Origin of the sequence: Paraburkholderia sp. JHI869 (genome assembly GCF_038900775.1) — a bacterium.
In the GTDB taxonomy this organism is placed as follows: domain Bacteria; phylum Pseudomonadota; class Gammaproteobacteria; order Burkholderiales; family Burkholderiaceae; genus Paraburkholderia.
This window is the reverse complement of record NZ_JAYMSC010000013.1, coordinates 105,882-125,225: the sequence shown is the minus strand read 5'-3', so window position 1 is coordinate 125,225 and position 19,344 is coordinate 105,882. Positions and strand designations below refer to the sequence as shown.

The window sequence follows — 19,344 nt, the reverse complement described above, 5'->3', positions numbered from 1 at the left end:
CATCGTGTTTAACGGATGGTTCGAACGGAACCTTAAGCTTTGCTTATGGGTTCTTTGCGCTGGGTAGGGTTTGGTATATCAATTCTTTCGTTAGCCTTTCGCTCGCGGCGACGCCGTCGAAGCCCGCACGACAAGGCGCGGCGCTGAAACCACACACACGCGCGCAGCCGTGCCGGTGGCCGAATCTGTCGCCTCGACCAGTTCCGTCAACAATTCGACGGCCAGCTCCGCCGCCTCGACCGTTGCGACCGCAACGGTCGTGAGTGCGGGCCGCGACTCGCGCGCAAGCTGAATATCGGTGATGCCGACCACGGAAAGCTCGCGCGGCACGTCGAGCCCGAGATCGGCGGCGGCCTGCATCGCGCCGAGCGCGGGCAGGTCGTTGGTCGCGAAGATCGCAGTGAGGTCGGGATGCCGCGCCAGCAACTCGCTCGTGGCCGCGTAGCCGCCTTGCGTCGTATCCGGCGCGTAGCGCACGGGCGCGAGCGCGCCGTCGAGGCCGGCTGCCTGCATGGCCGCGACGAAGCCGTCATAGCGCGCTGCGTGGATGCCGGAAACCTTGCTGCCGACAATCGCGCCAATGCGCCGGTGCCCGAGCGTCAGCAAATGCTGCGCGGCAAGCTCGCCTGCGCGCCGGAAGTCCACGGCCACGCAGGGCAGGCCCGGCGGGTCGAGCGGCCGCTCCCACATGCACAGCACCACGGGCGCGCCGCGCCGCACGGTGGCGCGCAGGTCGGCAAAGTCGAGATTGGCGTTCATCACGAGCACGCCCGCCGAGAGCGTGCCCGCAATCTGTTCGAGGTAGGCGCGGCCCGTTTGCGGGTCGCCGTCCGTATTGCAGATGATGAGGAAGCGCCCGCTGCGCCGCAGCGCATTCTCCACGGCGAGCGCGAACTCCGGGTAGAACGGGTTAGCGATGCTCGACACCATGAGCGCGATGGTGGGCGGCCGCCCTTCGGCAAGCGCGCGCGCCGACAAATGCGGGCGATAGCCCAGCGCCTCGACCGCTTCGAGCACGCGTTGGCGTGTGGCTTCGCCCACGCGCCCGCGCTCGCGCAAGACGTTCGAGACGGTGGCCGGCGTGACGCCGGCGCGGCGCGCGACTTCGTTCAGGGTCGGCATGCGATCTCAAAATATGGGAAGGCGATTCAACATTTGCATGATTGTGACGGCCACTGCAACATTGGCCCGACAATCAAAACGAATATCGGAGACAAGCCAGCCAGATCGCCCATGCGATCGCTTTTTTATGGGCTGCTGATTAAGCGCTTAATCTCCGTTTCGTGCCGATTAGAACATGGAGACGGGACGATGGCGAGCATTTCGTTGCGCGGCGTTCAGAAGGCATACGGCGAGAATGCGCCGGTGATTCGCAACGTCGATCTGGAGATCGGCAGGAACGAGTTCTGTGTATTCCTCGGCCCATCGGGCTGCGGCAAGTCCACGCTGCTGCGCATGATCGCGGGCCTGGAAGACCTGACCGACGGCGATATTTCGATTGGCGGCAAGCTCGTGAACGACGTGCCCGCCGCGCAGCGCGGCGTGGCGATGGTGTTCCAGAGCTACGCGCTGTTCCCGCACATGACCGTGTACGAGAACATGGCGTTTGGCCTGAAACTCGCGAAAACGCCGAAGGCCGAAATCGACCGCAAGGTGCGCGAAGCCGCACGCATTCTTCAACTCGAAGCGTTGCTCGAACGTCACCCCAAAGCGCTTTCGGGCGGGCAGCGCCAGCGCGTGGCGATTGGCCGCGCGATCGTGCGCGAGCCCGGCGTGTTCCTGTTCGACGAGCCGCTTTCCAATCTCGACGCCACCTTGCGCGGCCAGACGCGTATCGAGATCGCTCGCCTGCATCGACAGTTCGAGCAGGCCAGCGTGGTGTACGTGACGCACGACCAGATCGAGGCGATGACGCTCGCCGACAAGATCGTCCTGCTGCATAGCGGTAAGGATACCGAACGATACGGCAGCATCGCCCAGGTGGGTGCGCCGCTCGAGCTTTATCATCGGCCCGCGAGCCGCTTCGTGGCGGGCTTCATCGGCTCGCCGCGCATGAATTTTCTGCCGGCGCGCGTGTCGGCTATCGAGGCGAACGGCGTGAGCGTCACACTCGACGAAAGCGGCGAAACGGTGCGGCTGCCAGTGCAGGGCGCACGGCTTGCGGTGGGTGCGCCTGTCACGTTCGGCGTGCGGCCCGAGCATCTCGAACTGATGAATGGCAGTGTCGTAGCGTCAAAGGATGATAAGGACGCCTTGACGATTGCGCGCACCATTACCCTGGTCGAAGAGCTTGGCGAGCACAGCTACGTGCACCTCGAGCAGCCTGGCGGTGCGGTGCTCGTCGCCAAGGCGCCCGGCGACGCACGGCTAGGTAGCGGCGACACCGTCCAGTTCCGTGCGAGCGCGAGCGCCTGCCATCTGTTTGCGGAAGACGGCTTCGCCGTCGCGCCGCTCGCCACCGCCGATCAACCTGCATGACAACAACCACCGAGGACACAGGGATGCGTCTTGGAGTCTGCTATTACCCGGAGCACTGGCCGGAGGCCATGTGGAAAGACGACGCCGCGCGCATGAAGGCGCTGGGCATCGCGCAGGTGCGTATCGCCGAGTTCGCGTGGAGCCGCATCGAGCCCACGCCCGGAGAATTCGACTGGGGCTGGCTCGATCGCGCGATCGACACGCTCGGCGCCGCCGGCCTGCAAGTGGTGATGTGCACGCCCACCGCCACCCCGCCCAAGTGGCTGATCGACCAGCATCCGGACATCCTGCCCGTGGGCGCCGATGGCCGCGTGCGCGGGTTCGGCTCGCGTCGGCATTACGATTTTTCGTCGCCGGCGTATTACGAGGCTTCGCGGCGCATTTGCGAAGCGGTTGCGGCGCGTTATGGCAAGCATCCCGCCGTTGCCTACTGGCAGACCGATAACGAGTACGGCTGCCATCAAACGGTGGTGAGCTACTCCCCTTCGGCGGTGCAGCGCTTTCGCGAATGGCTCAAGGCGCGCTACGGCAGCATCGACGCGCTCAACACCGCCTGGGGCACCGTGTTCTGGAGCATGGAGTACCGCAGCTTCGACGAAATCGAAGCGCCCGTCGGCACCGTAACCGAAGCGCATCCGTCGCACCGGCTCGACTACCAGCGCTTCGCCTCCGATGAAGTACAGCGCTACAACCGCATGCAGGTGGATATCCTGCGCGCGCATTCGCCGGGACGACCCATTGCGCACAACTTCATGCAACTGTTCATGGAGTTCGATCACTACAAGGTTGCCGCCGATCTCGACGTCGCGACGTGGGACAGCTATCCGCTCGGCGCGCTCGACCAGCAGTGGTACGCGCCCGACGTGAAGGCGCGTTATCTGCGCACCGGTCACCCGGACTTCGCCTCGTTCCATCACGACGTGTATCGCGGCATGTCGAAGCTGCCGTTCTGGGTCATGGAGCAACAGCCCGGTCCCGTGAACTGGGCGCACTGGAACCCCGCGCCGCTGCCCGGCATGGTGCGGCTGTGGAGCTGGGAAGCGTTCGCGCATGGCGCGGGCTGCGTGTCGTATTTCCGCTGGCGCCAGGCGCCGTTCGCGCAGGAGCAGATGCACGCGGGTCTGAATACGCCCGATAACCGCCCCGATCTTGGCAGTGCGGAAGCGGCACGCGTGGCCGAGGAAATCGAGGCCGTGCTCGCGGCGGCGAAGCAGGGCGGCCGCGACTTCGACGTGAAGACGCCCGTTGCGCTCGTGCTCGACTACGAGGCGAAGTGGCTCTTCGAAATTCATCCGCAGGGCGCGGATTTCCACTATCCGCGTTTCGCTGTGGAGTACTACTCGGCGCTGCGCGCGCTCGGCTTCGATGTGGATATCGTTTCGGTGCACGCGCCGCTCGACGGCTACCGTCTCGTGGTCGTGCCGCCGCTGCCCATCGTGCCCGACGACTTCGCACAGCGTCTCGCCAATTCGGGCGCGCAGGTGGTGATCGGGCCGCGCACGGGTTCGAAAACCGTAGATCTGCAGATTCCCGCCAACCTGCCGCCAGGGCCGCTCGCGGCGCTGCTGCCGCTGCGCGTGTGGCGCGTGGAGTCGCTGCGGCCCAACATCAGCGAGCCGGTGCGCTTCGACATCGACGGCGCGCACGAAGGCCACGCGCGCCACTGGCGCGATCTGATCGAACTCGGTGCAAACACCGGCGAAAACGAATGGGCTGTGCCGGAAGTGCGCGCGACGTTCAGCGACGGCCATCCCGCTTACGTGAAGAGCGGCGCGGTCCACTACCTCGCGAGCCTGTTCGACGAGGCGAGCACGCAGGCGCTCTTTGCGCGCGTGGCGCGCGAAGCGGGCCTCACGCCGCAGCCGCTTGGCGATGCGATACGCGTGAGCCGGCGCGGCGGCTTCACCTGGGTATTCAACTACGGACCGGGTACGCACACCCTCTCTGCGGATATTCCCGACGAGGCAATCGTGATGGGCTCGCGTACGATAGAACCGCAGGGCGTGAGCGCCTACCGTTCATAACAGACGCATAGCAGATCCAGTTCCTACCGATGCAGCACCGACAACGACGTATAACCAAGGAGACACGCATGATCGGCAAGACCTTCAGACCACGCACCCTGCTCGTTGCTGCGACGCTGGCGGCGGGCGCGCTTGCAGGCACGTTCGCAAGCGCGGCGCAGGCCGGCACGCTCGAAATGAACATTGCCTACAAGGGCGCAAGCCAGCGCGCCGTGTGGGAACAGGTGATCGACCAGTTCAAGAAGACGCACCCCGGCACCGACGTGAAGGTGTCGTTCGTCGACGAGGAAGCCTACAAGGTGCAGTTGCCGAACTGGCTCACGACCGCGCCGCCCGACATCGTGAACTGGCACGACGGCGAGCGCATGGCCTACTACGCGAAGCGCGGCCTGTTCGCGGACCTGTCGGACGACTGGAAGAAAAACAACTGGGACAGCATGTACGCATCGACGAAGGAGGCTTCGTCGTACCAGGGCAAGCAGTATGCCGCGCCCACGGTGTATTACTCGTGGGGCATGTTCTATCGCAAGGACCTGTTCGACAAGGTGGGCATCAAGAGCGAGCCGAAAACATGGAATGAATTCCTCGACGCCTGCAAGAAGCTCAAGGCCGCCGGCATCGCGCCGATTGCCGTGGCCGGCCGCGACGCGTGGACGCTTGCGGGCTGGTTCGACTATCTGGACCTGCGCCTGAACGGCAACGCGTTCCACCAGAAGCTCATGGCGGGCGAAGTGCCGTACACCGACCCGCGCGTGAAGAAGGTGTACGTCACGTGGAAGCAACTGATCGATGACGGCGACTTCATTCCCAATTCGCTCTCGTACGATCTCGACTCGGCGCAGCCGTTCCTGTTCCAGGGCAAGGCCGCGATGATGCTGATGGGCACGTTCATCACGGGCGGCTTCAGCCCGACGGTCAAGCAGCAGATGGGCTATTTCCAGTTCCCGATCATCGACCCGAACGTGCCGACCGCCGAAGACGGTCCGGTCGAATCGCTGCATATTCCGGGCAAGGCGAAGAACAAGGCCGATGCGCGTGCATTCCTCGCGTTTGCGGAGACGCCGGAGATCGGCTCGCAACTCGCCAAGGGGCTGGGTTCGCTTTCGGCGAACAGCAAGTCGCCGGAGCCTGAAGATCCGATTTCGAAGATCGGCTTCCAGATCCTCTCGAACACGAAGGGCGGCATTGCGCAGTTCTACGATCGCGACATGACGAAGGAAATGGCAGACGAAGGCATGAAGGGCATGCAACAGTTCGTGTCCGATCCGACCAAGATCGACGCGATTCTCGCGCAACTGGAGCAGACGCGTCAGCGGATCTACAAGAAGTAAGGAGTTCGAAGAAGAGGCGGGCGGTGCGTCAATGCTGCCCGCCTGCTGAGTCGGCTAACAGGAGGTTTTTGCCGTGAGACAGGCAGTGACTCACACCGTTTCGCACCGCGTGGACGGCGCCGCGCCGGCAGGCGGCGAGAACGGCGGCATGCCGCACGCAAGCGGCCGGGGCATCCAGCCGCGCCGCCGCGCGTCGCCCACCGCACGTCGCCAGCGCCGTGCCGCGTGCCTCTTTCTCGCGCCCGCGGTCATCATGTTCGCGGTCTACGTGATCTGGCCGATTCTCTCCACGCTGCGTCTGTCGCTCTACAACTGGGACGGCATGACCGAAGCGAGTTTCGTGGGTCTCGCGAATTACGTCGAACTGTTCCAGTCGCCCACGTTCTACACGGCGCTCAAGAACAATGTGATCTGGCTCGTGCTGTTCCTGCTCGCGCCGCCCATGGGCCTCGCGATCGCGCTGTATCTGAACCAGGCGGTGGGCGGCATCCGCATCGTCAAGTCGCTGTTCTTCGCGCCGTTCGTGCTTTCGGGCGTGGTGGTGGGCCTCATCTACTCGTGGTTCTACGACCCCACGTTCGGCCTGCTCGCGCTCATACTCGGCCACGGCATTCCGGTGCTCGGCGACCCGAACTACGCCACGCCCGGCATCATCTTCGCAGCGCTCTGGCCGCAAACCGCGTACTGCATGATTCTGTATCTCACGGGCCTCACCACGCTCAACAGCGAGCAGATCGAGGCCGCGCGCATGGAAGGCGCGAAGGGCTGGACCATGCTGTGGCACGTGATCCTGCCGCAACTGCGTCCCGTCACATTCATGGCCGTGGTGGTCACGGTCATTGGCGCGCTGCGCAGCTTCGACCTTATCTCCGTGATGACAGGTGGCGGTCCGTTCGAAAGCTCGACGGTGCTCGCGTACTACATGTACGACCAGGCGATCAAATATTACCGGCTCGGGTATTCGGCCGCGATTGCCGTCGTGCTGTTCGCGATAATGCTGCTGTACATCGTCTATCACCTGCGCCGCCTGCTGCGCAGCGAGCACTGAATCCGCTACGAGGAGCCCCACATGTTTCCGATACCGGTCGACAAATGGAAGCCCGCGTCGCGCCGCCTGTACAAGCTCTCGCTGCCCGTGGCGCTCGTCATCTGGCTGCTGCCGCTCGTCGCCGTGCTGGTTACTTCTGTGCGCTCCACCGAAGAACTGAGCGAAGGCAACTACTGGGGCTGGCCAAGGCACTTCGCGCTGATCGCGAACTATCGCGACGCGCTCACGACTTCGCCGATGCTCCATTACTTCTGGAACAGCGTGCAGATCACACTGCCCGCCGTGGCCGGGGCGATCGCGCTCGCGGCGCTGGCGGGCTATGCGCTGGCCATTTACCGCTTTCCGGGCAATTCGGCGCTGTTCGCGACCTTCGTTGCGGGCAACTTCGTGCCGATCCAGGTGCTGATGATTCCGGTGCGCGACTTGACGCTCAAGCTCGGGCTCTACAACACCGTGGGCGGGCTGATCCTGTTCCATCTTTCGTTTCAGACCGGGTTTTGCGCGCTCTTCCTGCGCAATTTCATCAAGCAGCTGCCGTTCGAACTCGTCGAGGCCGCGCGCATCGAGGGTGCGAACGAATGGACCGTGTTCGTGCGCATCGTGCTGCCGCTCATTCGACCGGCGCTCGCCGCGCTGGCCATTCTCGTATTCACGTTCGTCTGGAACGACTACTTCTGGGCGTTGTGCCTGACCCAGGGCGACGACGCCGCGCCGATCACCGTGGGCGTTGCGGCCCTCAAGGGCCAGTGGACGACGGCATGGAACCTCGTTTCCGCAGGCTCGGTGCTGGCGGCCCTGCCTTCGGTAATGATGTTCTTCGCGATGCAAAAGCATTTCGTGGCGGGGCTCACGTTCGGCGCGACCAAGGGCTGAACGGGTGATGAAAGGCGGGGCGATTTGACTTCGGCGCGGCGCTACGGTCCAATTTCGAACGACCCGACGTCAGTCATGCCCGTAAGGAACGCCCCATGCCGCACAAGGAACCGGCCCCGCGGCCGTTGCAACCCGCCTCGTCCACCCGATTGCCCGCAGCGCTCGTGCGCGAACTCGACGGCGACCACCTTGAAGCGCGCCTCGCCGATGCGCTCCGCCTTTCGACCGTAAGCGAGGACGGCTGGCCGCACGGCGCGCAACTCAGCGCGGGCGAGATCCTGGCCGTGAACGCCACCACGCTGCTCGTCGCGCTCTGGCCGCAGTCCAGCACCACAGCCAACCTCGTGCGCGACGGCCGCCTTACGCTCTCGCTCGTGCACGACGGCGCGCTGCTGGAGATACGCGCCCGCTCGCACGCCGTGGCGCAGCGGCAAACGGCGCTCGAACTGAGCGTATTTCGCGTCGAAATCGAATCCGTCACCGAACATCGCGCGAAGTATGCCGAGGTGCTGAGCGGCGTGACGTTCCGGCTCTACGAGCCCGAGCAGGTGCTGACGCGCTGGCGCGAGCAGATCGCGATGCTGCGTGCATTTGCCTGAATGTGCACGAGGAACGCGGCGAAGGCTTCGTGATGTTGTCATTGTCGATGTGCTAGCGTGTCCAGCGGGGCGCGCGCTACACGCGACCCAGCGCAACGCAAAAACAAACGCCTCCGGAATAACGATGCAGACCACGGTACTCACAGACTGGCAGCAGTTCATGGTGCTGACGACACAGCTCGACGGCTGGGCGTTTCGCGGCCAGCAGAACGCGCAGTGGCACCTCGAAAGCTCGCTCACGCGCTACATGCGCGACTACGTGGGCGACCGCCTGCAATGGCGCCAGCGCGAGGAGCGCGCCATTCGCGTGTTTCGCCGCAAGGCGCACAACTTTCTCGCGCATCCGGACCTGCTCAAGGACGACCTGCGCTGTCTCGCGCTCATGCAGCACCACGGCGCCCCCACGCGGCTGCTCGATTTCACCAAGAGCCCGTTCGTCGCGGCCTTTTTCGCGCTGGAACGCGCAACCGGCGACGCGGCCGTCTACGCACTCAACACGCCTGCACTGTGGAACAGCCGCGCGCTGCCCAAAACCAACCCCACGCTCACGCGCGATGTGATCGACCCGCGTGCGCACGATAACTTCGAACGCTATTTCTTTAGCAACACGAACGAAATTCTCTGGTCGGGTGAACCCACGGAGATGGACGACCGGCTCGTCGCGCAGTCGGGCACGTTCGTCGTGCCGGGCGTGATCGACAAGCCGTTGCAGGCTATTCTCGAAGGCTACGAGAGCCACGAGGAACTGCTGCACAAGATCGTGCTGCCCGAGCGTATCCGCATGGACGCGATGAAGTGGCTCTACCGCATGAACATCACGAATGCGTCGCTCTTTCCGGGGCTCGACGGGCTCGCGCGATCCATTGCGGTGGAGCTGGAAATCGTGTGGTCGGGCATGGTCCTGCCCATGGCAGCGGATGCGGGCTCATCGAACTGATCAAGGCGTTTCGGCTCGCGGCAGATTGAGGCCGGGCGCAAGCCGCGTCGCCTTGAATTCCGTTACCTCGTAGATGGCGACGCCCTCTTGTGCAAAGGGATCGGCGGCGAGCAGCGCATCGAGTCGCTCGCGCGGCATGTGCGAGGCGATGATCACGCCGCCGTCGCGCGGCATTTTCGGGCCGGCTGCAATGAAGTTGCCGGCTTCGAATTGCGCGTCGAGGTAAGCGCGATGCGCGGGAAGGGCGTCGTCGATGCGTTCGAGCGAAGCGGTATAGATCAGCGAAACGATATACATGTGCGGTCGATATTGAGCGTGCGGGAACGGCTATGTTAGCGCGCCAGACCGCGCAACGCCGCGTGCTGGAGCAGCATGATCGTCTTGCCGTCCACGATCTCGCCGCGCTCGATCATCCTTAGCGCATCGCCGAGCGGCACTTCGACCACTTCCAGATCCTCGCCTTCCTCCTCGACGCCGCCCCCTGCACCGGGCCGCTCGGCGGGGTCGTATTCGCCGAGGTAGAAGTAAAGCTTTTCGGTTACCGAGCCTGGGCTCATGTACGCCTCGAACACCTTGCGCAGGTTGCGCACGCGGTAGCCGGTTTCTTCTTCGACTTCGGCGCGAATGCGCTCGTCGGGCGCGGCGTCGTCGAGCAGGCCGCCCGGCGCCTCGATCATCATGCCGTCGTGTCCGTTGACGAACGTCGGCATGCGGAATTGCCGCGTGAGCACGACATTGCCGCTGCGCGGGTCGTGCAGCAGGATGGTCGCGCCGTTGCCGCGGTCGTACGTCTCGCGGCTCTGGCGTTGCCACGTGCCATTGCTGCGCAGGAAGTCGAAGGTCACCTTGCGCAGCACATACCAGTCGTCGGACAGCACGGTGGTGTTGATCATTCGCACGCGGTCCTGGGTTGCAGTCATCTCGTTCTCCTCGGTCAGCATTTGCCATTCATGGTATCGTGCAGGTTCGTGCAAAATCAAGAAAATTCGTGCAATCCCGTTCATGCCAATGCCATGCTCACAGATCAACGAAAGAAAGCAATACTCGCAGCCCTCAAGCGCGACGGCCAGGTGCTCGCCGGCGAACTGAGCGAGAAGTTCGGCGTTTCCGAGGACACGGTGCGGCGCGACCTGCGCGAACTGGCGGCCGAAGGCCTGCTGCAGCGCGTGCATGGCGGCGCGCTGCCGGCTTCGCCGGCGGTGGCCCCCATTGCCGAGCGCCGCGGCATGGAGGTGGCGGCCAAGCGGCGCATTGCGCAAAAGGCCGCGGACATGATCGCGCCGGGGCAGGTGGCGATCGTCGATGGCGGGACGACCTCGGCGCTCCTCGTCGAGTGCCTGCCGCGCGAACTGCGGGCGACCATCGTCACGCATAGCCCCGGTGTCGCGGTGGCGCTCGCTGAGCATCCCAGCATCGAGGTCGTGCTGATTGGCGGGAAGCTGTACAAGCATTCGGTGGTCACGGTGGGCGCGGCGGCCGTGGAGGCGATCTCGCACATCCATGCGGACCTGTACTTCATGGGCGTGACGGGCGTTCACGCGCAGGCGGGCTTGAGCACGGGAGATTTCGAGGAATCCTATGTAAAACGCGCACTGGCCGCGCGCGCCGCGGAAACGGTCGTATTGGCTTCGGCGGCCAAGCTCAACGCCGCTTCGCCGTACTGCATCGGTCCGCTCGACATGGCGCAGACCATCGTCGTCGAGCGTTCGACGGACGCGAAGCTCATCGAGCCGATCGAGGCGGCCGGCGTGACGGTGGTGCGCGCCTGAGTTCATGAGCGCGCCGTCACGCGAGGCGTGTAGCATCGCTTCTGCACACGCCATTGAGGAGACGAAATGACAGAACCCGGACGCATCCATCACACCAGCTTCATTGCACACCCGCCGGCCCAAGTCTGGGCGGCGCTGACCGACCCCGCCATTCACGCCAGATGGTGGGCCGCTGGCGATGTGCGCGCGGTCGTTGGGCATCGCTTCACGCTCGATATGGGACCGTGGGGCTTGCAGTCGTGCGAGGTCGTCGCCGTCGAGCCTGAACGGCTACTGTCTTATTCGTTCGCACCCGGCACGCTGAATACGACGATCACATGGCGGCTCGCAGCCGAAGCAAGCGGGACTCGCTTGACACTCGAGCACAAGGGCTTCGATCTGGATTCGCCGCTTGGCAAGGCCGCGTTCGAAGGCATGAGCAAGGGATGGCCGGATGTCATTCAGCGGCTACAGAACGTCCTGGGCCAATGAGGCGCAATCGCGCCGGCACTAAGCTATAACGGGATGGCGGGCGCGCGCCAGCGCACCCGCCCGCCGGCAGCAGCGGCTTGAGGCGGCGCGTGTCGCATGGGCTGGGCACGCGCGTTGCACGCATCGCCAGGAGGCGGCGAGAGCGTCTCGTTGAATAGCGATGGAGGCTATCGTGAAGCAGACGGTGATAGGCGTATTCGACAGCTACGCGCAGGCGCATTCGGCGCAACTGGCGCTCCGTGGAGCAGGCGTACTGCAAGCCGATATGGCGATCTACTCGACGAGCGCTGACGCTCCGGTCGAAAAGGGGCCGCGTGTCTATGCCCCGGGCAGTGGGGAGGTGCGCCATCACAAGGCAATGTTCGATCGACTCGAACAATTGTTCGCGCGGCTCTTCAAGGCCGGCGAGTATCCGCCGGAAGCCGATGACTACAGGCAGTTTGTCCGCCGTGGCGGCACGCTTGTCAGTGCCGATGTTTCCGAGCCGCAGATCGACACGACGCTCGATCTGATGCGCCGGGCGGGTGCGGCGGACATTGGGGAACGCGCCGACGAATGGCGCAACCGGCCTGTAGACGCCAGGACACCGGGTGCGGAATTACATCGGCAGGACTCGGCTTCCAGCGACGGCTCCCAGCGGGGTGCGGACCCTGCACCCCAGTCTCACCGAACGGACGAGGCCGCCAGGCCGCGCAACACGTTGTCGGCTTCTAATGCTCGCAAGACCACCACCGGCGACGCTCCTGCCAGCGCAAACGCCGGGATGCATGGCAGAGCCGCTTCTTCAGCGGCTCCAAAAGCGGCTGACAAGACGCAGCAGGCAACGACGCGCACAGAGCATCATGGATCGATTCCGTGGGGTTATGCTGCGTCGCAGGAAGCGGGCGCACCTGAAGCCGGGGCCACGCGAGGCGCGCTGGATGACAATCCAAAATCGGGCTCGGCAAAAGCGGAACCTCCGTCTGGGTACGCGGGTGACCCTAATCTCGGAGCGCCGTTGCCCAAAGACGAAGCCCACGAAAGCGAACTGCGCAAGGACTATGAAGCGCACTACGCAAGCACGGGCGCTTCATACGACGAGTATCGCCGGGCCTACACGCACGGTGCCACGCTCGGGCAAGAGGAGCGATATCGCGGGTCGGACTGGACCGGGGCCGAGCAGAGTCTTCGCGAAACCTGGGAGTCGCGCTATCCGGAAAATCGGTGGGAGCGATTCAAGGCCGCAGTGCGATACGGTTGGGACCGTGTGAGGGGCGGCTATTGAAAAGTGGAGGAACGGCTTCGGCGGGGCCGGTTGGTGCGTCACGGCGTCATGCGGCCGGCTCTTGCTTATCGAGCCAGGCGTAGCGGCGATACCTGGAGCATCAAGCGAACGTACGGCGGATCGAAGCGTTTAGCTTCCTCGGTGTTGATAGAACTAAAATAGACATCACTCAGTTGTGCGGCGCGAAAAAATGGGTTCGCAGATAACGTTCAGTCATGGATACGTAACGGCGTATCAGCAGACGAAGCGGTCGCACGAGAGGCGGGGACCTCGGATTGATTAATTAAGGAATACTAGAAACTACGGAGCGCACGGTGCAGGACACGACTCGTCAGGAGTTCGATCCTGCACGAGTGGGCCTGTACGGCCAGCTTGCGCGGCTGAAGCGTCGCTTCGCAGTAATCGTAAGCCGCAGGAGGGCAGCGATGACGACGTTGATACGGCGATACTTCGTGTGCATCAACGGACACGACGGTGAAGAGGTGGGGTGCGAGGAAGACCCGCAGTACTCGTCTGAGTGGGAACCGATTCGCACGACCGGACTGGTGGAAAACGGCACGGACCCGCAAGGGTACACATGCTATCGATGCAAGGCTTGCGGCGAGCCCATGTCGGAAACCGGGAAAAGGTGACTTACAGGAAACATGAGTTGTGGTTCGACGTTCTGTACGGACGCGCGTGATCGAATACTGGAACCGGAAATTGAGAAACACTGAGTTTTGATCATTCTCTTCATCAAACGGCTAACAGGCTTCGATGTCCTGCATCTTGCGAAACCCGATGCCCGCGCGCAGGCATCGGGTGACCTCCGGCGTTCGGGGGGCGAGGATCGCCCCGAGGTCACGGACTGGGCATGGCCCGAATAGATTCTTGAACCGGTGAAACATGGGGATGCATCGTGGCCACCACCCCGACATCAGGCGTGAACCCGAGCGCCGAATCCGCGCGTAGCGGCCTGAGCGTCGACGCATTGCGGCGCGACGTGCTCGACAATCTGGTCTGCCTGCAGGCCCGCACGCCGGGTATAGCAACCCAGCACGACTGGTACATGGCGCTGGCCTATAGCGTGCGCGACCGCATGCTGGAACGCTGGGCTGCGACGATTCAGACCTATGCCGAACGCGATTTACGGGTGGCATGCTACCTCTCCGCCGAGTTCCTGATTGGTCCGCAACTGGGCAATAGCCTCGTCAATCTCGGTATCGAAGACAATGCGCGCGAGGCCATGCGCGCGCTCGGTCAGGATCTCGACGAACTGCTTGCGCTCGAAGAAGAGCCGGGGCTCGGCAATGGCGGGCTCGGCAGGCTTGCAGCCTGTTATCTGGATTCGCTCGCGACGCTCGAAATTCCGTCCGTGGGCTACGGCATCCGCTATGAGTTCGGAATCTTCAATCAGGACATTCGCGATGGCTGGCAGGTCGAAGTCACCGACCTTTGGCTGCAAAAGGGCAATCCGTGGGAGATCGTGCGCCCCAACGTGAACTATTACGTCTCGTTCGGCGGACATACGGAAATGTGGAACGATGCGCAAGGCCGCCTTCGCGTGCGCTGGCTGCCTGCGCGCATGGTCAAGGGCGTGGCCTGCGATACGCCGATGCCCGGCTTTCGGGTCAATACGTGCAACACGCTGCGACTGTGGAAGAGCGAGGCGATCGAATCCTTTGGCCTCGAGGACTTCAATGCGGGCGACTACTACCGGGCCGTGCAGGAAAAGGTGATCTCCGAAACGCTGTCCAAGGTGCTGTATCCGAATGACGAGCCCGAAGCCGGCAAGCGGCTGCGCCTCGAGCAGCAGTACTTCTTCGTCTCGTGCTCGCTGCAGGACATGCTGTGTCTGCTCGACCTGAAGGGCGAACCCGTTTCGCGTTTCGCCGACATGTTCACCGCGCAACTGAACGACACGCATCCTGCCATTGCAGTCGCCGAACTGATGCGTCTGCTGGTGGACGAGCGGCTGCTTTCCTGGGAAGCGGCATGGGACATCACGCGGCGCACGCTGGCCTACACCAACCATACGCTGCTGCCCGAAGCGCTCGAGACGTGGGGATTGCCGCTGTTCGCGCGGTTGCTGCCGCGTCCGCTCGAGATCATCTACGAGATTAACCGCCGCTTTCTCGACGAGGTGCGGCAGAGATTTCCGGGTGACGAGCCGCGTGCGGCGCGGATGTCGATCATTGACGAGGCAGGCGAGAAAAAAGTGCGCATGGCTCACTTGTCGACCATCGGTTGCCACGCGGTGAATGGTGTTGCGGCGCTGCATTCTGCGCTTCTCACGCAGACCGTACTGCGCGACTTCGCGCAGATGTGGCCCGAACGTTTTCTCAACGTCACGAACGGCGTCACGCCGCGCCGCTTCATTCTGCTCGCCAATCCGGGCCTTGCGCAGTTGCTTGATGAAACGGTGGGCAAGGGATGGGTCGCCGACCTCACGCGGCTTCGGAAGCTGGAGGCATACGCCGACGATCCGGCGTTTCGGGAAGCGTGGCGTGCAGTGAAGCGGGCGAACAAAGCGGTGCTGGCGGAGCGCATCCGCAACGCCACGAACGTCATCGTGGATTCCGACGCACTCTTCGACATTCAGGTAAAGCGCATTCACGAGTACAAGCGACAGCATCTGAACGCGCTTTACATCATCACGCTTTACCAGCGTCTGCGCCGTAGTCAGGAGCAGGGTTGCGTGCCGCGCTGTTTTATCTTTGGCGGAAAAGCGGCGCCAGGCTACAAGATGGCGAAACTGATGATCCGGCTGATCACGGGCATCGCCGAGGTCGTGAACAACGATCCCATGATGGAGGGCAGGCTGAAGGTCGTATTCCTTCCCAACTTCAATGTGAAGAACGCGCAATTCATCTATCCCGCCGCCGATCTGTCCGAGCAGATTTCAACGGCCGGCAAGGAAGCATCCGGCACGGGCAACATGAAATTCATGATGAACGGCGCGCTCACGATCGGCACGCTGGACGGCGCCAACGTCGAGATCCGCGAAGAAGCGGGTGACGAAAACTTCTTTCTGTTCGGTCTGACTTCGGAGCAGGTAGAACACATCAAACGCGAAGGCTATCGGCCCGCGCAGTACGTCGAAGGCAATGCGGAGTTGCGCGACGTGCTGGACCTGATTGCCGCCGGATGCTTTTCGCGTGGCGACCAGCAGATGTTTCGTCTCCTCGTCGAGAACCTGATGCGGGCCGATCCTTTTCTCGTGCTCGCCGATTACGCCGACTATGTCGCGTGCCAGGAGCGTGTGAGCGAAGTCTGGAAAGACGAGGCGCGCTGGACGCGCATGTCGATCCTGAACACGGCGCGCTCGGGGAAGTTCTCGTCCGATCGCGCGATCGGCGAATACTGTGAACGGATCTGGAAGATCACGCCCGTGCAAATCTGCCTTGATCGCCGCTGACTTTGAACGCGATCGGTGCCGTTGCGCACCAGAACCGTGCCGCGCTGCGCCGCAGTGCAGCACTATGCATGCACGCGACGGGCGAAACGGACTGGCACGACACTTGCGTTGCATTGCACCAAGGCGTGTCAATGGCGATTCGCTCCGTAGCACTGAGCATCACTGAATACTGAACTGCCCGGCAACGGGCTCACTGGGCAACGGCGTCCTGCGTAACGGGTTGAAAGACCTGATGTGCAGGACGCCGTTCTCGTTTCTGGTGGACGATAAAGTCATATGTTCGAATTGAGTTGTTTTTGCGCCCTCGCGTTAATGACGCTCGCGATCGCTGGCCGGATGATCGTGCTCATTCACGAAGACAATGACGACACGACGGCTGTCCTCGAAATGCAGCGGGCATTGCACGTCGCGTTGATGCTGGTTTTGGCAATGACTTTCGACGTTGGGATCAAACCGGCATTCGTGTGGCACCTTCACTGGTTACCGCATAACGGTACGCAGGCAAACCGGGCGATGGCTGCCGTGCTGACCGGACTGGAATGCGTTGTATTCGTATTCGTCGTTCCATGGGCGATGGTTGCCTTTGAACGGTTGCGACGCGATTTATCGACGGCTCGCCGGGTGACCAACGACTTGATGGATCGGCTGCGCGTCGGCCAGAAGGAGTCCGCGCTGATGTGACGGCTGGCACACTCACCGACTTTGGCAGAAGTGATAGATTGTCGATTGACTCATCGTCGCGAATCAACGGCGGTAAGAAGATCCTCAAGAAAGGAGCTGCCATGTGCCGTCGATACATCGTTGCCGCTGCCTTCCTCATCCCCACCTTGTCGCAAGCATTCCAGCCGCTAGCGATTCCCGAATGCCACGCAGCAGGCCCTGATGCTTCAGTTCAGGAAACGATAGACTCCGCAAAATGCCGGGCGCGATGGCTTCTCGCTGGCGCCTACAACCGGACGGAAGGAGACGCGATGAGCGCGGTCTCGGAGTGCGCCGGGACATTCGACGAGGTGCTGAATCATCGGTTGACCGAAGGTGTTTCGCACGACAAGCTGGTCGTCATGTGTGCCGACACCGCGATGCACATGGGCATCATGAAACTCGACTAGTCGCCGATGCCAGCTAGATGAGATCCCGCTCTCTGCCGCCCAAGGGTGAACGCTTCTACGTCCTCGATACGAAGAACAGGCCTGTCGAGGTGTTCGACCACAGCGAGTGGTCGCGCTGGATGGCCGAGAACGAATTGATCTTTCGCCGCACGCTGCTCGAAGAGTCCGGCGTGACGGTCACGACGCGTTTTCGCGGTGTGGCCGACACGAAGGCAGGGGAACCCGCGCTCTTCGTGACGCGAATCGCCGGAATGGAAGCGCGAGATGACAACGAGAGCTATGGCGCCGGCACGCTCGCAGAGGCGCTCGAGCGGCACGAACGGATCGTGCGGAAAATCCTCAAGAGTCTGGCCGGGCGGTGACCGGTGCGATGCGTTTCGGCGTCAACGCAAGTCGTGCTCCATCTCGACTTCTGCACGCAGATTTTCTACGTCGCGATAGATAGAGGCCACGGCGAGGACACGTCCGCCTTGCTTGTAGCGCAGGAAACAGTCGCGTCCTGCAATATCGCCTTCGACTGAAATCTCGTCCCAGCTCTGCGCGTGCCCGAGATAATTGATCGGGACATCGTAGTGCTGGCTCCAGAAGAATGGCACGGCGTCAAACTTCTCGCGTCCGCCAATCAGGTTCATCGCCGCCGTTTGTCCCTGGCGCTCCGCGACGACCCAGTGCTCCACACGAATTGCCGTGCCGCTGTGAGGATCGGGCCAGCGAGCGATGTCGCCGGCAGCGAACACACCGGGCGCGCTGGTCTGCAGGCAGGCATCGACCACCACGCCGCGATCGATCGCGAGGCCGGCTTGCTCGGCCAGCGCCAGCCGTGGCCGCACGCCGACGCCGACCACCACCAGATCGGCGTCCAGTTTGCCGCCCGCCTGGAGCGATACCTGCTGCGCATCGATCGCGCTGGCGGTGTTCCCGAGGTGGAAGACGACGCCGTGTTCTTCATGCAACCGCTGCACGAATTCACCCATCTGCGGCCCCAGCACACGTTCCATCGGACGCTGCTCCGGCGCGACGACGTGGACTTCGAGTCCACGCGCTCGCAACGACGCCGCCACTTCGAGCCCGATGAAGCTGGCTCCGATGACCACCGCGCGCCGCGAGTTCGCCGCGCGAGCGATGATGGCGCGGCTGTCGGCCAATGTGCGCAGGGTACGCACGTGCGGCAAATCCATGCCGGGGATCGGCAAGCGGACCGCTTCGGCTCCCGTCGCTAAAAGCAGACGGTCGTAGGGCACCTTGCTCCCATCCGCGAGTTCCACTTCCTGCGCGGCGACGTGAAGGCGGGTGACGCCGGCGTTCAGCCGCAGATCGATGCGTTGATCGGCGTAGAAAGCGTCGTCGCGAAGCGGCAGCCAGTCCTCGGGCGCGCTGCCGGCCAGATAGTCCTTGGAGAGATTCGGCCGGTCCACCGGCGGCGCGTCGTCGTCGCTCAGCATCGTGAGACTGCCCGCGTAGCCGAGGCGCCGCAGACGCTCGGCAGCAGCGAAACCGGCAGCCCCTGCGCCGACGATCACGATCTTCTGTGGCGCGCCGGCCGGCGAGGTCACGGAACCCGCGGACGGCGCTTTTTTGTGCAGCACGACAATCTTGTCGCCGCGGATCTCTGTAGCCCAGCACGCGACCGGGCTGAGCGCGGGCGCTCGCACCGCTTCCCCCGTGCGCAGGCTGAAGCACGCGTGATGCCATGGGCACCGTACCGTGTCCCTGACGATCAGCCCTTCGGCGAGCGGGCCGTGGTAGTGGGTGCAGGCAGCATCGATCGCGAAGAATTCGTCACCGAGCCGTGCGATCAGCACCGCGTCATTCCCGACGTGCCCTGACAACAGGCCCGCTTCGCCGAGAGATTCGACGGGCACGCCCTGGGCCAGATCAGGCCCGCTTTCATTCGATGCGTCACCGCTCATATCGACCTCCGTGGGGACGTGGCCAGCGAGAGAGTAGATCAATGGTAGTCCAGGTCGATCAGGCCGGCGCCACCTGTGGCATGATTTCAAACTCTGCATCTGCCGTTTCGTTCGTATTCCACGCAGTGAAACAA

General features: G+C 63.3%; 18 protein-coding genes. 14 read left to right on the top strand and 4 right to left on the bottom strand.

The features are described from left to right. Window positions 1–90: 90 nt before the first annotated feature. The gene (locus tag VSR72_RS22495; RefSeq protein WP_342954535.1) at window positions 91–1,122 is read right to left on the bottom strand and encodes a LacI family DNA-binding transcriptional regulator; all 1,032 of its coding nucleotides are present in this window, start codon (window positions 1,120–1,122) and stop codon (window positions 91–93) included. Between the two features lie 189 nt (window positions 1,123–1,311). Here VSR72_RS22495 and ugpC point away from each other — a divergent pair, with 189 nt between their 5' ends. From ugpC to VSR72_RS22460, 7 genes are all read left to right on the top strand, one after another. Next, a complete protein-coding gene (gene ugpC / locus VSR72_RS22490; RefSeq protein ID WP_342954534.1) occupies window positions 1,312–2,478 on the top strand; it encodes a sn-glycerol-3-phosphate ABC transporter ATP-binding protein UgpC in 1,167 nt (388 codons plus the stop codon). Between the two features lie 23 nt (window positions 2,479–2,501). Beyond that, window positions 2,502–4,502, top strand: coding sequence for a beta-galactosidase (locus VSR72_RS22485; protein WP_342954629.1), 2,001 nt, complete (start codon window positions 2,502–2,504; stop codon window positions 4,500–4,502). Window positions 4,503–4,570: 68 nt separating this feature from the next. Then, the gene (locus tag VSR72_RS22480) at window positions 4,571–5,833 is read left to right on the top strand and encodes an ABC transporter substrate-binding protein (protein WP_342954533.1); all 1,263 of its coding nucleotides are present in this window, start codon (window positions 4,571–4,573) and stop codon (window positions 5,831–5,833) included. A gap of 148 nt (window positions 5,834–5,981) precedes the next feature. After that, window positions 5,982–6,881: a sugar ABC transporter permease gene (locus VSR72_RS22475; RefSeq protein WP_342954628.1), complete on the top strand. Its 900-nt coding sequence runs from the start codon at window positions 5,982–5,984 to the stop codon at window positions 6,879–6,881. Between the two features lie 21 nt (window positions 6,882–6,902). Beyond that, entirely contained in the window at window positions 6,903–7,754 is an 852-nt protein-coding gene (locus VSR72_RS22470; RefSeq protein WP_342954532.1) for a carbohydrate ABC transporter permease, read from the top strand. Window positions 7,755–7,849: 95 nt separating this feature from the next. Continuing rightward, window positions 7,850–8,353: a hypothetical protein gene (locus VSR72_RS22465; protein WP_342954531.1), complete on the top strand. Its 504-nt coding sequence runs from the start codon at window positions 7,850–7,852 to the stop codon at window positions 8,351–8,353. A 124-nt stretch (window positions 8,354–8,477) separates the two neighbouring features. Next, on the top strand, window positions 8,478–9,290 hold the full coding sequence (locus VSR72_RS22460) for an FRG domain-containing protein (RefSeq protein ID WP_342954530.1): 813 nt from the start codon (window positions 8,478–8,480) through the stop codon (window positions 9,288–9,290). On the opposite strand, the gene VSR72_RS22455 is transcribed toward VSR72_RS22460, so the two are convergent. Both VSR72_RS22455 and VSR72_RS22450 read right to left on the bottom strand, forming a co-directional pair. After that, a complete protein-coding gene (locus tag VSR72_RS22455) occupies window positions 9,291–9,587 on the bottom strand; it encodes a YciI family protein (protein WP_342954529.1) in 297 nt (98 codons plus the stop codon). Between the two features lie 35 nt (window positions 9,588–9,622). Beyond that, window positions 9,623–10,210 carry an NUDIX domain-containing protein gene (locus VSR72_RS22450; protein WP_342954528.1) on the bottom strand — a complete coding sequence of 196 codons (588 nt, stop codon included), beginning with the start codon at window positions 10,208–10,210 and terminating at the stop codon, window positions 9,623–9,625. A gap of 30 nt (window positions 10,211–10,240) precedes the next feature. Between VSR72_RS22450 and VSR72_RS22445 the strand changes: the two genes are divergently transcribed. The 7 genes from VSR72_RS22445 to VSR72_RS22415 all read left to right on the top strand — a co-directional run bounded on the left by VSR72_RS22445 (window position 10,241) and on the right by VSR72_RS22415 (window position 17,662). Beyond that, window positions 10,241–11,059, top strand: coding sequence for a DeoR/GlpR family DNA-binding transcription regulator (locus VSR72_RS22445; protein ID WP_342954527.1), 819 nt, complete (start codon window positions 10,241–10,243; stop codon window positions 11,057–11,059). Window positions 11,060–11,125: 66 nt separating this feature from the next. Further along, entirely contained in the window at window positions 11,126–11,530 is a 405-nt protein-coding gene (locus tag VSR72_RS22440; RefSeq protein ID WP_342954526.1) for an SRPBCC domain-containing protein, read from the top strand. 172 nt (window positions 11,531–11,702) lie between these two features. Next, window positions 11,703–12,794, top strand: a complete 1,092-nt coding sequence (locus tag VSR72_RS22435) for a hypothetical protein (protein ID WP_342954525.1) — start codon at window positions 11,703–11,705, stop codon at window positions 12,792–12,794. Between the two features lie 898 nt (window positions 12,795–13,692). Next, window positions 13,693–16,191: a glycogen/starch/alpha-glucan phosphorylase gene (locus VSR72_RS22430; protein WP_342954524.1), complete on the top strand. Its 2,499-nt coding sequence runs from the start codon at window positions 13,693–13,695 to the stop codon at window positions 16,189–16,191. A 276-nt stretch (window positions 16,192–16,467) separates the two neighbouring features. Next, window positions 16,468–16,872 carry a hypothetical protein gene (locus VSR72_RS22425; RefSeq protein WP_342954523.1) on the top strand — a complete coding sequence of 135 codons (405 nt, stop codon included), beginning with the start codon at window positions 16,468–16,470 and terminating at the stop codon, window positions 16,870–16,872. A 38-nt stretch (window positions 16,873–16,910) separates the two neighbouring features. Next, the gene (locus VSR72_RS22420; protein WP_342954522.1) at window positions 16,911–17,300 is read left to right on the top strand and encodes a hypothetical protein; all 390 of its coding nucleotides are present in this window, start codon (window positions 16,911–16,913) and stop codon (window positions 17,298–17,300) included. 17 nt (window positions 17,301–17,317) lie between these two features. Then, window positions 17,318–17,662 carry a hypothetical protein gene (locus tag VSR72_RS22415; protein WP_342954521.1) on the top strand — a complete coding sequence of 115 codons (345 nt, stop codon included), beginning with the start codon at window positions 17,318–17,320 and terminating at the stop codon, window positions 17,660–17,662. Between the two features lie 21 nt (window positions 17,663–17,683). Here VSR72_RS22415 and VSR72_RS22410 read toward each other — a convergent pair whose 3' ends face one another. Beyond that, on the bottom strand, window positions 17,684–19,210 hold the full coding sequence (locus tag VSR72_RS22410; RefSeq protein ID WP_342954520.1) for an FAD-dependent oxidoreductase: 1,527 nt from the start codon (window positions 19,208–19,210) through the stop codon (window positions 17,684–17,686). Window positions 19,211–19,344: the final 134 nt, after the last annotated feature.

Excerpts from the sequence above, each read along its gene's own strand:
- VSR72_RS22440 (WP_342954526.1), top strand. The coding sequence starts at position 11,126 with ATGACAGAACCCGGACGCATCCATCACACCAGCTTCATTGCACACCCG.
- VSR72_RS22495 (WP_342954535.1), bottom strand. The coding sequence starts at position 1,122 with ATGCCGACCCTGAACGAAGTCGCGCGCCGCGCCGGCGTCACGCCGGCC.
- VSR72_RS22465 (WP_342954531.1), top strand. The coding sequence starts at position 7,850 with ATGCCGCACAAGGAACCGGCCCCGCGGCCGTTGCAACCCGCCTCGTCC.
- VSR72_RS22475 (WP_342954628.1), top strand. The coding sequence starts at position 5,982 with ATGCCGCACGCAAGCGGCCGGGGCATCCAGCCGCGCCGCCGCGCGTCG.
- VSR72_RS22460 (WP_342954530.1), top strand. The coding sequence starts at position 8,478 with ATGCAGACCACGGTACTCACAGACTGGCAGCAGTTCATGGTGCTGACG.
- VSR72_RS22450 (WP_342954528.1), bottom strand. The coding sequence starts at position 10,210 with ATGACTGCAACCCAGGACCGCGTGCGAATGATCAACACCACCGTGCTG.
- VSR72_RS22410 (WP_342954520.1), bottom strand. The coding sequence starts at position 19,210 with ATGAGCGGTGACGCATCGAATGAAAGCGGGCCTGATCTGGCCCAGGGC.
- VSR72_RS22485 (WP_342954629.1), top strand. The coding sequence starts at position 2,502 with ATGCGTCTTGGAGTCTGCTATTACCCGGAGCACTGGCCGGAGGCCATG.
- ugpC (WP_342954534.1), top strand. The coding sequence starts at position 1,312 with ATGGCGAGCATTTCGTTGCGCGGCGTTCAGAAGGCATACGGCGAGAAT.
- VSR72_RS22445 (WP_342954527.1), top strand. The coding sequence starts at position 10,241 with ATGGTATCGTGCAGGTTCGTGCAAAATCAAGAAAATTCGTGCAATCCC.
- VSR72_RS22415 (WP_342954521.1), top strand. The coding sequence starts at position 17,318 with ATGAGATCCCGCTCTCTGCCGCCCAAGGGTGAACGCTTCTACGTCCTC.
- VSR72_RS22455 (WP_342954529.1), bottom strand. The coding sequence starts at position 9,587 with ATGTATATCGTTTCGCTGATCTATACCGCTTCGCTCGAACGCATCGAC.
- VSR72_RS22425 (WP_342954523.1), top strand. The coding sequence starts at position 16,468 with ATGTTCGAATTGAGTTGTTTTTGCGCCCTCGCGTTAATGACGCTCGCG.
- VSR72_RS22470 (WP_342954532.1), top strand. The coding sequence starts at position 6,903 with ATGTTTCCGATACCGGTCGACAAATGGAAGCCCGCGTCGCGCCGCCTG.
- VSR72_RS22480 (WP_342954533.1), top strand. The coding sequence starts at position 4,571 with ATGATCGGCAAGACCTTCAGACCACGCACCCTGCTCGTTGCTGCGACG.